Origin of the sequence: Cytobacillus oceanisediminis 2691 (assembly GCF_007678455.1) — a bacterium.
Lineage (GTDB): Bacteria > Bacillota > Bacilli > Bacillales > Cytobacillaceae > Mesobacillus > Mesobacillus oceanisediminis_A.
In genome coordinates, this window is the sequence record NZ_VEEP01000013.1 from 26,352 (window position 1) to 40,817 (window position 14,466).

Genomic DNA, 14,466 nt, shown 5'->3' on the forward strand with positions numbered 1-14,466 from the left:
GTCATCACCTCTTTAGTTTTACATTCGAGGTGGATTGGCCAGATTCCTTCATTAAAGTTCTCCCAGCTCGATAATTCTGGATCGCTTCCTTCGTGCAGGCATAAATCCCCTCGCTGATCAGTTTGCCTAGCGGCGAAGCTGTCCCTGCGTAGGAAATCTCTTCCCCCTGCTGGGTTGCGGCGATACAAATGCTGTCAGTTGAAATGCCGATGTTCTGTCCGGCAATCAACAGGTTGTTTCCTTCCAGCTCCTGCAGAGCGCTCATTTTTGCCTCAGCTGCAGTCATTGCGCTCTGGATAAACGCCTCTTCAGAGATTCGGCCATTAATGAACAGCCATGTATTGATATTCCTTGGGCTCTCGCGATGCGTATTGCCTGCCGAGACCATAATGAAGATCGATAATCCGTCAGCTTCGAAAAAACGGCGTGATGCGGTTTCCGCAGGAACAGCCGTCATCATCGCAACAGTCTCGCTCGGCAGAAAACCATTCGCCTGCAGATACTCAGCCATTTCTGCTTTATGGTCGCTGCAATTATAGTCCATTGGGACAACACGGTGTACAAAGGAATTGTGCCAGCCAATTCCTGCACCCGTTATTCCTGAAGACATTGTCCTTAATTTCATCGGTGACTTTAGTGTAATCCGGTCGAGACTGAATTCAAGAAACCTGGCATCTATTTTAAAATTGGCAGCTTCATTGCCGTCTGATTCGGGAACAAGCAGCAGCTGTGGCCGGGCGATTTCCGGGTGCGGGTGGTTTTTGATCTGTGTCTTATAAACAGCCTTGATTCGCTCTTCTTTTAAAACCTCAGAAGGAGTATCGACAATCAGCACCTCACCGTTATCCAGCAGCAGCAGCCTGTCACAATATAGCGAGGCAAGATTCAAATCATGGAAAATCGAGACGACTGTCAACTGCTCCTCTAAAGCCCATTTTTTCAGCAAGTCCAACAGCTCTTTTTGGAAGCTGAGATCAAGGTGATTCGTCGGCTCATCAAGCAGCAGAATCCTCGGCTGCTGTGCCAGTGCCTGCGCAAGATAGACCCGCTGCCTTTCGCCGCCGGATAATTCAACGATCGATTTCTCCTGGAGATGGGTGATCCCTGTCTGGTCCATCACCTTGAGGACAATCTCTTCATCCTCATCACTCCAGCTGTGGAACCACCCTTTCTGGTGCGCATAACGGCCAAGCGAAACGGTCTCTTTCACACTATACGGGAAGGCCTGGTCAGAATGCTGCGGCAGGACTGCCATCATCCTCGCAAGCTGCTTCGGTGTATACTGGGTCAATGGCCGGCTATCCAGCTCGATGGCACCTTCCCGGAATTCCAAAGCGCCGCTGATCATTTTTAACAGCGTGGTTTTCCCGCTTCCGTTTGGTCCAAGAATTCCGAACAACTCACCCTTGCCAACCTCAAAGGAGATTTCCTTCAGCACCTCGCCGCCCGCATATCCGCCTGTCAAATTCTTCACTGTGATCATCGGCCAGCACTTCTTTCCCTGCGATTTTTCATTAAAATTAACCCAAAAACCGGTGCTCCGATTAATGCCGTGATTACGCCAATCGGCAATTCCGAGGGTGCGATGATAGTCCGGGATATTAAATCAGCAAGAATCAGGAATCCACCGCCAATCAGCACCGATAACGGCAGCAAATGACGATGGTCAGGTCCCCAGACAGTCCTGGTCAGATGCGGAATGACGAGACCAACGAAACCAATCGTCCCCGATACAGCAACCGCTGAACCTGTTAAAAGGGAACCCGACAGCAAAATCAAAAGCTTCCGACGCTCGACATTGACGCCGAGATGCTGAGCCCGTTCCTCGCCAAAGGACATCGCATTCAGTTCCCTTGTATTTGCCAGTAAAATCACCAGACCAATCATAAAGAAAGGAAAAATGATTTTTATATACTCCCAGCCGCGCATCGATACGCTGCCGAGCAGCCAGCCAATGATTTGCCTCAGCTCTTCGCCTGAGAGAGCAATCATAAGCGAAATGAACGACCCTAGAAAGGAGCTTAAAATGATTCCCGTCAAAATAATGGTTTCCACCCTGAGCAGCCTGTCGACTTTCCGGGCAAAAAACAGCACAAACAACACAGTGGCGAATGCGAACAGAATGCTGAGCACCGGCAAGGTGAAGGCACCGATCAGCGGCAGTGAGAGGCCAAAAAACAGCGTAACGACCGCACCAATGGAGGCACCTGAAGAAATCCCGAGTGTATAGGGATCTGCCAGCGGATTTCGCAACAGGCCCTGAAACGCGGCACCGGCAATCGCTAGTGACGCGCCAACCAGTCCTGCCAGCAGCACGCGGGGCAGCCTGATTTCCATAACAATACTTGCATGCATCGGATCGATTCCCTCTCCCTGAAAACGGAAAATGTCAGCACCAATGATTTTGATGATAGCGGGTACAGGAATGGAAACCGTTCCGATCGATATTCCCAGCAGCATTGAGATGATCAAAAATGCTGCAGCAAAAACATATGCTAATCCTTTATTATTTAAAAACGTCCGGGTAAATGGCTTTTGCAAGTACCTCCGCTCCTTCAGCGAGCCTTGGGCCAGAACGGGTAACAAGATCGGAGTGGACATCGAATACCTGCTGGTCCTTGACCGCTTTTACAGTGTTCCAGCCCTTCCGCGCAAGCACCTGCTCAACTGGCTTCTCCGTATAATATCCATAGGTTGTCACAATGACATCCGGATTACGCTCAACCATGACTTCCGGGTCGACTTTCGGCCAGCCTTCCATGTCACCGGCAGCGTTCTTCGCACCAATCAACTCAAGCATTTCATTGATAAACGTATGATTGCCGGCGGTGTAGATTTCCGGTTCAGGCGAGACCTCAACAAATACAGTCTTTTGCTCTTCTGGCTTAATGGATTCCGCTTTCTTCTTCAGTTCTGTGAAGCTGTTTTTCATCGAATCTACTAGCTCGGCTGCTTTTTCAGTCTCACCAATCGATTTTCCAATCATCTCGATTGACTGATACACTTCTTCAAATGACTGCGCATCATTCACCACGACAACCGCAATTCCTGCGTCCTTTAGTTGCTGCAGACCTTCTTTGGCCGTGTCTGCGGTGGACCCAGGGGCAAGGACAAGATCCGGCTTCAGCGAGATCATTTTTTCAATATTAAACTCGATTCCGCCGACTTTTTCCTTAGACATTGCTTCTTCTGGATAATTGTCGAAATCTGTGACGCCGACAATTGCGTCCCCGCTGTCAAGCGCATAAACGATTTCCGTGTTGCTCGGAATCAGGGAAATGATCTTTTCAGGCTTTTCTTCAATGACAACTTCTTCATCAAACGCATCTTTTACCGTGACAGGAAATCCTGTCTTCTGTTCCTGCGCGTTTTTTTCGCCTTCCTTTTTTTCTGGCTGTGCACCAGTAGCGCAGCCAGCCAGGATCATGGCAGCCGCCACCCATATCAACAATAATTTCTTCATTTACTTCTCCTCCGTTTTTTCGATATAAATAAAAAACATCTCCACCTGAAGGGGAGATGTCCGAGTAAGCAAATGTTTTTATCAAAAAAGACATAAAGCCTGTCGGCACCTCCCTATCCTCGTAGGTTTGCTTGGTGCAATGGACAGGCAGGTCTCCTGGCTCATGGTCAATGCTCGCTGCGCCTTCCCATACATTTGTACAGTGGCATGTTGCAGCTTGCTCCCATTTACAGTGGCTGGACCGCGTTGGATTTTCACCAACTTCCCTATTAAGTCTTGTTATAAAAGACACCTGTTCAGATCGTTATGTAATTTTCCGCTCCAACTCATTATACACGAATTGCCAAAAGTTGCTGCAAAAATTTTGTTTTTTCGACTTATTGTGCAAGCAAGCTCCATTCCTTCAACTTTTTATCGAAAACAAGCCTGCCGTCAGGATTGCTGCGGCTTGCTTCTTTATATTCATCCTGCATATCATCCATGTTGGCAAAATCTCCGATAATCCAGATCGGTATTTCAATCTTGTTGCGGTTCTGCTGGATATTCTTCAGCGAAAACACAGCCCCTTCCTTCAAGGCTGGTATCAGTGATTTCAGGATTTCCTTGCTTACAGATGGATAGGACTTCTTTTTCCGGATTCCAAGCAGCGTTTTTTCCGGTTTCATTTCTCCGAGTTTTCCTGACAGGACATTGCCAAGCATGCGGAAAAAGTCATTGAAATTGCGGTAATAGATCTTATTGAACCAGCCGTCCTCATTGGACAGGTACACAAAACGATTATTAAGCTGATTGTAAAAAGGCAGCTTCAAATGATGCTTGATATGCCCGAGATAAAGAAGTTCGGCAATTTCCTGGGCCGTCAGCACATTCAGTGCTTCCACTTCCTCAAAATCAATCCAGCAAAAATCCCCATATGCATGTACATTGGCTCCTACCAGCTTTTCGGCACTATCTCCTGGTACATACTCAAATAAAGTATGCCTGTTGAATTCGCCATCCTCATAGCGATGCTTCAACAGCAAAAGATGGTTAAATGGATCAGGCAGCGACCTCGAAAATTCATGGAATTCGATTCCGTGCGAAAGTACATAATGGTCCCGTTCGTTCATGTGGAGATATAATAAATCCCTGCTATAAGGATGGTTCTTTTTCAACAGCAAAACCTCCCGGAAAATTCTAAGCTGCAGAATGCCAGCGGCTCCGTACAAATGACGCTTCTTCCATTCTAACAAAAACGGTGAAAAATATCTTATTTTGAATCCTCAAAAACATAATTATTATCCACCTTTCCAGTTAAAAGAATCCCTTTTCAAAAGAAACTAAACCCTCCTGTCATTCGTCTAATACTTATAGGGACATATTACCTGCTCAGGGATTGTGAGGATAATATTCGTCTGCTAGCATAAAATGGTAATACATTCTCGTACAGGCGAAAGATACCTGGTAAACGATATTGTAAAAATGATTTTGGACAGGGTGTAGCAAATGGATAAATCCACAAAAAAATTCGACCGCTTTGATTGGACGTTAACACTTCTCTTAATGCTGTTTTTTCTGACCAGCTGTCTCGCCATTTATAGCGCCCAGAAGACCGGGCAATATGTTGGCCAGAACTTTTTATATAAGCAAATATTCTGGTATGTCGTCGGTTCAGGTATCATTGCAGTAGTAATGATGTTCGACAGTGAACAATACCGCAAGCTCTCCTGGTATTTATACGGCTTCGGAGTTTTCCTGCTCGTCTTCCTGTTTTTCGCTCCTGCCAGCATTGCCGAAGAAAGAAACGGGGCCAAAAGCTGGTTTTTCATCGAGCCATTCGGTTCAATCCAGCCTTCTGAATTGATGAAAGTCTTTTTGATTCTTGCCTTGAGCAGCGCCATCTATACCCACCATAAAAATCATCCTAGAAAGACACTCCAAACAGATTTCCTGCTGTTCATCAAGCTTGGCCTTATCACCGCCTTACCGTTAGGGATGATCATGATGCAGCCTGACCTCGGAACTTCCCTGGTCGTGATTGCGATTTTCACAGGAATCATCCTAGTTTCAGGCATTACGTGGAAAATCATCCTGCCTCTCTATGGCGGTGGAGCTGTACTTGGGGCCGGCATTCTGTATCTCGTCATCTGGAAGCCTGAGATCCTGAAAAAATACCTGGGGGTAAAAACGTATCAGTTTGGGCGCATCTATGCCTGGCTTGATCCGGAGAGCTACCCGGAATATGGCTACCATCTGCTAAAATCCCTCAGTGCGATTGGCTCTGGCATGCTGACTGGAAAAGGTCTCAATGGCAGTGAAGTCTATATTCCTGAAAGCCATACAGACTTTATTTTCAGTGTCATTGGCGAGGAATTCGGCTTTGTCGGCGGCAGTTTTGTCATTAGCCTGTACTTTCTGCTTATCTACCATCTGACAAAAACGGCACTGGATACGAATGACCCTTTCAATACCTATATTAGTGCAGGTGTCATTAGCATGATTACTTTCCACGTCTTCCAAAACGTCGGAATGACCATCCAGCTGCTGCCGATAACGGGAATCCCGCTGCCTTTCATCAGTTATGGGGGAAGCTCGCTTATGGGCAATATGCTGGCGATGGGGCTGATTTATGGAATCCGGTTCCATCATAGAACCTATATGTTTGCCTCAAGAGACAGGAGTTTTGATCTATGAAGCTAGTAAGCAATTATCGTGATAATAATGTTTTGAGGGGAAGTTTCATCCAGCTTGCCTCCGACATTTTCGGACTTGATTTTACCAACTGGCATGAAAAAGGGTATTGGGGAAGTCGATATATTCCGTTTTCCTTTACGGATGGCGGTCGGGTGATCGCGAATGTATCGGTCAATGAGCTTGAGTTGATCATAGCTGGAAAAAGCCTCAAAGCCCTGCAAATTGGTACTGTAATGACGCATCCTGATTATCGCCATAGAGGGTTGTCAGCAAGTCTGATGAACCATGTGCTGGCCGAATATGAGGGAAAGTATGATTACGTGTATCTGTTCGCCAATGACAGCGTGCTTGATTTTTACCCGAAGTTCGGTTTTGAACGGGTTGAGGAGCACCAGTTTTCAACGATAATTCCTTCTAATACAGACCGGGCAGGATTAAGGAAACTGGAGATTCCGGCAGATCTTAAGCAGATTGAAAAAATTGTTTATGGGAGAGCGCCAGTTTCCCAGGCCTTTGCGACTGCAAACTCTGGCGGCATCACCATGTACCATATCCTGAATGTTTTTCCCGACCATCTTTATTATGCTGAGAAAGAGGACGCGATTGTCATTTTCACGGAAGAGAACGGTCAGGTCCAACTGTATGATGTAATCAGCACCTCGCCGGTGAATATCACCAATATCCTTCCTGCAGGGGAAGTTGTCTTTCATTACACACCTGACTACAAGGATTTGGACTTTCGATCATTTCCTTTTAAACGGGACGGAGAATTATTTGTAAAAATTGGCATCGGACAAGAGTTCCCGCGTTTTTTCAAGCACCCTCTCACATCGGAGGCATAAATGAAAAAAGGCTGAGACCAAGCTTACGGATTTGGTTTTGAAGTAGAAAACATCAAATATCAGTCTGAAGACTGGCAGCCACTTATGGATTGACTTGTTAAAATGTCTGCAGGTTTATATGCTGAAGCCATAAAAAAGAGACCGTTATAGAACTATCGGTCCCTTTGTATCCATATATTATCTCACCAACTAACGCTCACCTTTTGTCACTTCACATTTTTAAAATAATCTTCCTGAAGGAGCCCATATACAGCACAATCCTTATAATGATTCTTGGCATTTCGAATCATGTGCTTAAAGGTTCCTTCTTGTTCCATTCCCACTTTACGCATTATTTTTCCAGAGGCTGGATTATCAGTATTATGTGATGCTGATATTTTGTGAATGTTCATATGTCTAAAGCCAAATTCAATGACAGCTCTTAATGCCTCAGTTCCATACCCCTTGTTCCACCAGGAGTAACCGATTGAATAACCTACTTCACAATTCTCAGTCATACTATCAAAATTGAAGAGGTCAATAGCTCCAATCAATTCACCACTTGCTTTCAGTTCTATACCCCAATAACAGAAATCCTGGGTATCATATTTACTTACGATTTCTGTTACCCTCTCAATAGTTTCTGCTAAAGACTTGTGTGCACCTTTTATAAGATTATCCATTACTCGATCATCTGAAAGCCAATGATCAAATATACTTTGAGCATCAGAAAGTTCAATCTTCCGAAGAACTAATCGATCCGTTTCTAATCTGGATGTACCATAATAATTAATCATTTTCTCACCCGCCTGACCAAATCATATCAATCACTAATATTTTCTTCACCTTACTCTGAAAACCCTTCTTCACCTAAACTGCTAACGTTTAAGTGTATAACTTCACAAAATAACTTAAACAATTCCATAAACGCAAAAAACGCACAGCAAGTCAATTTTTGCTGAGCGTTTTCAAGTGGGAATTTACATAGATTTTGTTTGCTGATTAAGTTGCAAATTGGTGTGTGCATTTAGTTTTTCTACTCCTAAACCGAATCCATTAAGACCAAGCATCAGCCTTTTTCCATTGCCTTTGTCCTGATTTTACCGATGGCCCTTACAAAGAAGTACACAATGAAGATTCCCATGAGTACAAGCCCGGTTTTGTTCAGGTCAACCAGCTTCAGAACAGCTCCTGCCAGCGTGACAATGTAAAGGATCCCTAACATCGCATTCATTTCTTTGTTTTCAAAATATGCAGTCATTCTGGCACCGAATTGAGCGCCGACTAACGCACCGGCAATCAGCATCAAACCAATGAAGTAATCGATTTGTGTGTTGACCGCATAGGAAATGAAACCAACTGAGACGATGAGCAGCACTGCAAACAAACTCGTTCCGACTGCTTTTTTAGGATTGAATCCCAGCGAGGTGATGATAAGCGGGACAATGATGAAGCCGCCTCCTACTCCAAGCGATGCCGAAACAAAGCCGCCGACGAACCCAACTGCTAAAAGCTTTGGTACCGAAAAATGAGCGGGTGCGGGATTCTCTCCGTCTTTCTTTTTGCCCTGGCGAATCATTTTTATCGCAAAATAAGCGAGCAGCACAATATAAAGGAACGGAATGCCAATGTCATCCCAGCCCCGCGCTTCAAGAGCATATACAATCGGCCGGGCCAGCTGTGTCGCGACAATCCCGCTTAGCCCCATGATCAGTCCCTCTTTCCAGAGGATATTTTTCATGCGGATGTGAGCGGCAATCCCTGACATTGATGTGCCCACCGTGAAAAACAAGCTCGTCGTGATCGCTTCAAGCGGCGAAAAACCAATCAATAGTAAGATCGGTGTCAGGATAAAACCTCCCCCAACTCCGAAGAAACCCGACATTACGCTGATCAATCCGCCCAGCAGCAGAAAAGGTATATATTCCATAGACAACATCCCTTTTATAGACTATTTCCTTTTTTAGGATACCATTAATAATTGGCTCTTGCAGAATTATAAATGGTATACTTCTAATTAGGCTCAATTGACACTTACTATAACAATTCAAAGGAGATACTGTTTAATGTCTGAATGGATTCACTCGATTGAAGAATGGCTGCTTGAATTTGGTTCATGGGGATTATTCTTCGTCTCTTTCCTGGAATCTTCTTTTTTCCCGATTCCTCCCGATGTTTTGCTGATTCCGATGGGGATCTCCAACCCTGACAAGGCTCTCTGGTATGCCTTCATCACCACAACCAGTTCCGTGCTCGGTGCCCTGCTTGGCTGGTATATCGGCAAAAAAGTCGGCCGTCCCATCCTTCGATATTTTATAAAAGAAGAGAAAATTGTCCTGGTCGAACGCTATTTCGAGAAATACGGTGCAATGGCCATCCTGATTGCCGGCTTTACACCTATTCCATATAAAGTCTTCACGATTTTTTCCGGAATCTCAAACGTCAAGATTCCTACACTCATCATCTGGTCCATCATCGGCCGCGGCCTGCGCTTCTTCCTTGAAGCAGCCATCATTGTTGCACTGGGCGACAAAGCCATGCCGTTCATCGAAGAAAACTTCGCAATGCTGACAATTGCCCTCGGAGCTGTCGTGATTATTGGATATTTGATTTATATGTATCTAAAAAGATCGAAGAAATCATAAAGGTTCATAAAAAATGCTTGGAGCCTAGATGGGCTTCAAGCATTTTTTATAGTTGATCGTTAGTTGTAGAAAGCCATCATTTTTCGAATCTAACTAACGTTTTTTCTGGTATTTCAATCTGGTCAATATCAAAGTTATTGATTTGGAAGATGATCTCACCCTCTCGCTTATCCTTTTCTTCTCCAATCCAACAACTATACAGTTCAAAATAATCCCCTTTTACAAGATAGTTGTTCATTCTATTACAAAGTTCTAACAGCTTTACTTTTGATTCAGCACATGTTTCTTGGTCCATATATTCCGAAATCTCAATTCCCCAGTGACTTGATACCTCGTAAACATAAGGGGTAGTCAACTGATATTTCTTTACATTTTGGAGTTCTCTTTCTCCTGCAAAACAACTTCCAATGTAAAAAAAACCACCTGAAGATCCATCATCGTTTATTGATAATTCTATATTGCAGCCAATGTAGGAAGCTAAACTCATTCTCAATCAATCCCTTGGTAACCTTTTTAAACTACTCTACACCGTTTATTTAAAAAGAATGAGGAACATTTTCGGTCGCACATTGGGCATAGCTTGCACCCGATACTAAACTTAATTTATAAAGGACAGTATTTATTTTTTTGACGTTCTGAGTTTTCAGACGGTCCTATTTTCAGGCAACCTTGCCGCTGCAATAATTGGAACCATTTACAACACATCTTCTTTTACCAAATCAATTTTACGAAAATAAAGACCCTCTAGAAAGTATACAAACTAAATTGAAATTTGGGAGGATTATTACTCTGTTTTAGAGAAATGGTTCTCGTTAGGACCAATATAGTAGGGCATTTTAGGCGATAACTTAATTTTGGCTGGGAGTGATTGATTTGAAAATTGCCATTTTGTCTGATATTCATGAAGGTTTAAACCGGAAAAATACCGGTACTGATATTATGACTGTGCTAAAAAGATGGATTGAAGCCCATTTACCTGATGTGTTCATTATAAGCGGTGATATGACCGCAGGCCCTAAAAAAACCCTTGATCTTTTAAATCAATTACAAAGTGATTTTCCACAAACCAGGGTTTTATTTGTGCATGGAAACCACGATATTTATTATGAGGATTCAAAAACCTCTTACGAAATACTGCTTGAGTTTCCAGGTAATCTTGGAAGTGGACCAATTGAGTTAAACAATGATTGGGTGATTATCGGCGATGGGGGCTGGTATGATTATACTTTTGGAGTAAAGGGTTATACGAGAGAACAATTTGCACTCGGGAAGTTTAATAAATTCACTTGGCCAGACAAGCTATATGCAAATTGGCCCGGTCAGGATCAGGATGAAACAGAGCGTTATTGTGAAAAGTTAGAGGGGTGGCTAAGTGCGTATAGCGGGAAAAATATTATCATGGTCACACATTTCGTCCCTTTTCCCAAGTTTGTTATATATAAGGACGACCCTAGCTGGGACTTTTTCAATGCCATGATGGGCAGTTCACGTTTCGGGGAATTAGCAGTGAAATATGGCGTGAAAAAATATATTTTTGGCCATATTCATAGACGATATCACGAACAGTATAAAGGAATGGAAATCATCTGTAACCCGTTAGGCTACTACCCTCACGAATGGGACTGTGAATCAGTGGAGGAAGAGATTTTTTCAAGAGTTAAAGTGATAGAAATTTAAGAAAGATGAAAATGTATTGATCTGTCCATAATGATTCTTAATTCAGTCATTCTAATCCAGTCAATAGATTACTGAATAATGGCTTTTTAAGCACAGTAAGCCACAATCCTATTTGACTGCTGCAACACCTAATGCATAATGATTGAAAAGTAGTCCTTTACTAACTCAGATTGTAGTTCCTCGCAATTAATTATAAGAATTATTTCTGAGTGCTTACCTTTCAGTAGTCGTTTCTTTTTCTTCAAAATTACTTCCGTTTATAGTCTGATAGAAATTCCAAAAACAAAACTAAAATGGGGGCCTATATATTGAGGACTTTCGCTACGGCGAGGTCTGCATGCATGCTTTCGAAGAATTTACAGGGTAGTGATTGGTTTTTATAATTCAATGGTATGTATAACCGGCCAGACCTAACTAGACAATATCCGTAGAAGGAAGCCGGCCCAGAGTTTCTTTTCGGGTCATTATTCAATCTACCTTTTATATCTAACGTTAAAATGGCGGAATCATATTAAAAGGCCAAATCTCATAGGATTTGGCCTTTTCTTTGTGGACTTACCGTCTTCTGCTTCGCTTCCGCAAAAACGATGGAATCTCAAGGGAGTCATCTGGCTGCTTGGTACCCCGATCGTAATTCGCGGGCTCCTCGTAGGCAGGCGGATTACTGTAGTTGCCCGATTGGCCATAGTTTCCGGACTGGCCGTAACTGCCGGTTTGGCTGTGGTTTTGAGCTTGGCCGTAATTTCCCATTTCTGCATAGGCAATACGCTCTCGCTGTCTCGATTGAGAGTTGTATTTCTCACGTGAATTGGCAATCATGTCTCCAGGACGGCGTGATGTGTTCGTTGGCTGAGCTTCCTCGATATCATGATCGAAGCCGGTCGCAATGACGGTCACCATGATTTCATTTGTCAGGTTTTCATTGATGACCGACCCAAAAATCATGTTAAGCTGGTCATCTGTTGCCGCTGCCACAATGTCGGCGGCTTCCTGTACTTCATACAAACTAAGATTCATGCCGCCTGTGATGTTCATCAGCACTCCTTTCGCGCCATTGATGCTTGTTTCTAGCAATGGCGAGGAGATGGCCTTTTTGGCAGCATCGGCAGCACGGTTTTCGCCTGATGCGACACCGATGCCCATTAGCGCCGTTCCTTTGTTTGACATGATCGTTTTCACGTCAGCAAAGTCGAGGTTGATCAAGCCTGGCACGGCGATCAAATCTGAAATGCCCTGGACACCCTGCCTGAGAACATTGTCTGCCTCACGGAAGGCTTCAATCATCGGCGTTTTCTTGTCGACGATTTGCAGCAACCGCTCGTTTGGAATGATGATTAACGTATTGACGGCTTTCTTCATCTCTTCAATTCCGGCTGCCGCATTTTGTGCCCGCTTGCGGCCTTCAAAAGTGAACGGACGAGTCACCACTCCAATTGTAAGTGCACCAAGTTCACGCGCTATATGGGCAATCTCCGGCGCAGCTCCGGTCCCTGTTCCGCCTCCCATTCCGGCAGTTACGAACACCATGTCCGCACCTTCCAGAGCATCCCTGATTTGCTTCCTGCTTTCTTCAACAGCCTTTCTGCCGATTTCAGGATTGGCACCGGCCCCCAGGCCCCTGGTCAGCGAACCGCCGATTTGCATAGTGACCTCTGCTTTTGACATGTTGAGAGCCTGCGCATCTGTATTCACAGAAATGAACTCTACTCCCTGCACACCGTCCTCAATCATCCTATTCACGGCATTATTTCCGCCGCCGCCTACACCAATTACTTTTATAGTCGCAAATTGATCGATATTAGTATCGAATTCTAGCATATATAGTCCCCCTAATTAGCTTCTGATATTGCCCCCTATTTCTCACTATACCTATAAAATTCTCCACTGGCTTGGAAATTCCGTCTTTTCCTGCGATTTGTTAAACAAATGTAAACCTACAGTAATAAAGTGTCATTCTTGGTGTAAGTGATGCACCAGGCATTCGGTAAGAGTTTAGGAATAAATCTGTGAAGAAATACACTTAAATTATCCTGCTTATCGAGTAAAATACGAGCTGCTAAAAAGAAGTTTTCTTCACAAACTTCTTAGGTATAAAAATAAAATGCGATGCCCTTTAAAGCATCGCAACATTTTACCAAAAAAGTTCTACCTTAATTCTAACTTAGTTGATTCCACTTTTAGAGTCTCTCTATTTGTAAATAGTGATTTTAATTTTACTTCCCTTGATTATGACAGTTTTAGGATCTTGAACCTAAAACAATTATCTATTTTCCCTCAGTTTTTTCGTTCATTACCCCTTTTAAAATTCCCAGTTATCTTCGCCATTACGATTTGCTCTTCCGTTGAATTTTCAGCAGCATTTATTCTCTTTAGGAACTTCTCCGCTTCTGTACCTTTTAAGATCTTTACCTGCCGACCATAATAATCCAAAAAGACTGTATTATCTTTTGTCACTCGAAAACTAAAAGGTTCGTCACCTAAACGATTTCTTCTATCGATATTATTCATTTAAACTTTTATCATCCTTATACAAATTTAGTATTTAAGAATTTAAGCTTAATTGCCGAATTTAGATCAGATTTTCTCAAATATAGAAAGCCCACATTTCTTCTTAAACATTCCTGCCTGGTATGAATTCAACAAAAAAGTACTTACTCACCTTTAATCCACGCACTCGTTATTTTTCTAAGAATGCTTTTTTCTTACTCAAATGACTCGGCAGTATCAATCATTTTTTCCTTGGTCCCATTTTCTTCAGAATAGGATGTCAAAATGTAATGGTAATCACCATCAGTCCAATGAAGCGAGGATCCAGGTCCTTTTATATAGAAACCGTTATCTCCGTTAACCATAACAGCCTCTTTGTTTTGAAGATTTTTGTATTCAACCGGGGGTGGTTGAATAGTCAATGAAAACAGCATTCCTCCTTCTTTTCCTTTGAATATCACTTCGATTATATTTGTTTCGTGAGGAGGGATAACTCGTTCGTACTCTACTATGGTCATAGGAAATTTAGTCGGAAGCTTTGGCGCGATTCCTTCCTCTTTTAATTCCTCTTTTAGTGTCGTGTGGTCAAACCTTTCCTCTTTCTGACTGCATCCCAATACGATAAAGGGGACTAATAAAAATAACAAAGATAATACCCTTTTCATGGACATACCCCTTTCAAATACCTTAAGGATATTTA

14 protein-coding genes and 1 riboswitch are annotated in these 14,466 nt (G+C 43.3%); of the genes, 4 read left to right on the forward strand and 10 right to left on the reverse strand.

Annotation, left to right across the window (positions count from 1 at the left end):
• Window positions 1-4 precede the first annotated feature (4 nt).
• The 4 genes from FS736_RS21515 to FS736_RS21530 all read right to left on the reverse strand — a co-directional run bounded on the left by FS736_RS21515 (window position 5) and on the right by FS736_RS21530 (window position 4,617).
• Entirely contained in the window at window positions 5-1,483 is a 1,479-nt protein-coding gene (locus FS736_RS21515; protein ID WP_144481192.1) for a heme ABC transporter ATP-binding protein, read from the reverse strand.
• Window positions 1,480-2,541, reverse strand: coding sequence for a FecCD family ABC transporter permease (locus FS736_RS21520; protein WP_260983681.1), 1,062 nt, complete (start codon window positions 2,539-2,541; stop codon window positions 1,480-1,482). Before FS736_RS21520 ends, FS736_RS21515 begins: the two co-directional genes overlap by 4 nt.
• Complete coding sequence (locus tag FS736_RS21525) at window positions 2,507-3,463, reverse strand: ABC transporter substrate-binding protein (protein ID WP_144481196.1); 957 nt, start codon at window positions 3,461-3,463, stop codon at window positions 2,507-2,509. The genes FS736_RS21520 and FS736_RS21525 overlap by 35 nt, the downstream gene beginning before the upstream one ends.
• A 129-nt stretch (window positions 3,464-3,592) precedes the next feature.
• A riboswitch (cobalamin riboswitch) is annotated at window positions 3,593-3,774 on the reverse strand.
• Between the two features lie 66 nt (window positions 3,775-3,840).
• The gene (locus FS736_RS21530) at window positions 3,841-4,617 is read right to left on the reverse strand and encodes a hypothetical protein (protein ID WP_144481198.1); all 777 of its coding nucleotides are present in this window, start codon (window positions 4,615-4,617) and stop codon (window positions 3,841-3,843) included.
• 331 nt (window positions 4,618-4,948) lie between these two features.
• Between FS736_RS21530 and FS736_RS21535 the strand changes: the two genes are divergently transcribed.
• Window positions 4,949-6,136 carry an FtsW/RodA/SpoVE family cell cycle protein gene (locus FS736_RS21535; protein ID WP_144481200.1) on the forward strand — a complete coding sequence of 396 codons (1,188 nt, stop codon included), beginning with the start codon at window positions 4,949-4,951 and terminating at the stop codon, window positions 6,134-6,136.
• Window positions 6,133-6,978 carry a GNAT family N-acetyltransferase gene (locus tag FS736_RS21540; RefSeq protein WP_144481202.1) on the forward strand — a complete coding sequence of 282 codons (846 nt, stop codon included), beginning with the start codon at window positions 6,133-6,135 and terminating at the stop codon, window positions 6,976-6,978. Before FS736_RS21535 ends, FS736_RS21540 begins: the two co-directional genes overlap by 4 nt.
• A gap of 206 nt (window positions 6,979-7,184) precedes the next feature.
• Here FS736_RS21540 and FS736_RS21545 read toward each other — a convergent pair whose 3' ends face one another.
• Together FS736_RS21545 and FS736_RS21550 are read right to left on the reverse strand one after the other, a co-directional pair.
• A complete protein-coding gene (locus tag FS736_RS21545; protein WP_144481204.1) occupies window positions 7,185-7,754 on the reverse strand; it encodes a GNAT family N-acetyltransferase in 570 nt (189 codons plus the stop codon).
• 272 nt (window positions 7,755-8,026) lie between these two features.
• A complete protein-coding gene (locus tag FS736_RS21550; RefSeq protein WP_144481206.1) occupies window positions 8,027-8,887 on the reverse strand; it encodes a sulfite exporter TauE/SafE family protein in 861 nt (286 codons plus the stop codon).
• A 136-nt stretch (window positions 8,888-9,023) separates the two neighbouring features.
• Here FS736_RS21550 and FS736_RS21555 point away from each other — a divergent pair, with 136 nt between their 5' ends.
• Window positions 9,024-9,602, forward strand: coding sequence for a YqaA family protein (locus tag FS736_RS21555; protein WP_144481208.1), 579 nt, complete (start codon window positions 9,024-9,026; stop codon window positions 9,600-9,602).
• Between the two features lie 76 nt (window positions 9,603-9,678).
• On the opposite strand, the gene FS736_RS21560 is transcribed toward FS736_RS21555, so the two are convergent.
• A complete protein-coding gene (locus FS736_RS21560) occupies window positions 9,679-10,089 on the reverse strand; it encodes a hypothetical protein (protein WP_144481209.1) in 411 nt (136 codons plus the stop codon).
• A gap of 377 nt (window positions 10,090-10,466) precedes the next feature.
• On the opposite strand from FS736_RS21560, the gene FS736_RS21565 reads away from it, so the two are divergent.
• Window positions 10,467-11,279, forward strand: coding sequence for a metallophosphoesterase (locus tag FS736_RS21565; RefSeq protein WP_260983682.1), 813 nt, complete (start codon window positions 10,467-10,469; stop codon window positions 11,277-11,279).
• A 555-nt stretch (window positions 11,280-11,834) separates the two neighbouring features.
• On the opposite strand, the gene ftsZ is transcribed toward FS736_RS21565, so the two are convergent.
• The 3 genes from ftsZ to FS736_RS21585 form a co-directional block, all read right to left on the reverse strand.
• The gene (gene ftsZ / locus FS736_RS21575) at window positions 11,835-13,097 is read right to left on the reverse strand and encodes a cell division protein FtsZ (protein WP_144481211.1); all 1,263 of its coding nucleotides are present in this window, start codon (window positions 13,095-13,097) and stop codon (window positions 11,835-11,837) included.
• A 456-nt stretch (window positions 13,098-13,553) separates the two neighbouring features.
• On the reverse strand, window positions 13,554-13,787 hold the full coding sequence (locus FS736_RS21580) for a hypothetical protein (RefSeq protein ID WP_144481212.1): 234 nt from the start codon (window positions 13,785-13,787) through the stop codon (window positions 13,554-13,556).
• Window positions 13,788-13,981: 194 nt separating this feature from the next.
• Entirely contained in the window at window positions 13,982-14,431 is a 450-nt protein-coding gene (locus FS736_RS21585; RefSeq protein ID WP_144481213.1) for a hypothetical protein, read from the reverse strand.
• Window positions 14,432-14,466 lie beyond the last annotated feature (35 nt).

Excerpts from the sequence above, each read along its gene's own strand:
- ftsZ (WP_144481211.1), bottom strand. The coding sequence starts at position 13,097 with ATGCTAGAATTCGATACTAATATCGATCAATTTGCGACTATAAAAGTA.
- FS736_RS21545 (WP_144481204.1), bottom strand. The coding sequence starts at position 7,754 with ATGATTAATTATTATGGTACATCCAGATTAGAAACGGATCGATTAGTT.
- FS736_RS21555 (WP_144481208.1), top strand. The coding sequence starts at position 9,024 with ATGTCTGAATGGATTCACTCGATTGAAGAATGGCTGCTTGAATTTGGT.
- FS736_RS21540 (WP_144481202.1), top strand. The coding sequence starts at position 6,133 with ATGAAGCTAGTAAGCAATTATCGTGATAATAATGTTTTGAGGGGAAGT.
- FS736_RS21550 (WP_144481206.1), bottom strand. The coding sequence starts at position 8,887 with ATGGAATATATACCTTTTCTGCTGCTGGGCGGATTGATCAGCGTAATG.
- FS736_RS21525 (WP_144481196.1), bottom strand. The coding sequence starts at position 3,463 with ATGAAGAAATTATTGTTGATATGGGTGGCGGCTGCCATGATCCTGGCT.
- FS736_RS21585 (WP_144481213.1), bottom strand. The coding sequence starts at position 14,431 with ATGAAAAGGGTATTATCTTTGTTATTTTTATTAGTCCCCTTTATCGTA.
- FS736_RS21535 (WP_144481200.1), top strand. The coding sequence starts at position 4,949 with ATGGATAAATCCACAAAAAAATTCGACCGCTTTGATTGGACGTTAACA.
- FS736_RS21515 (WP_144481192.1), bottom strand. The coding sequence starts at position 1,483 with ATGATCACAGTGAAGAATTTGACAGGCGGATATGCGGGCGGCGAGGTG.
- FS736_RS21560 (WP_144481209.1), bottom strand. The coding sequence starts at position 10,089 with ATGAGTTTAGCTTCCTACATTGGCTGCAATATAGAATTATCAATAAAC.
- FS736_RS21580 (WP_144481212.1), bottom strand. The coding sequence starts at position 13,787 with ATGAATAATATCGATAGAAGAAATCGTTTAGGTGACGAACCTTTTAGT.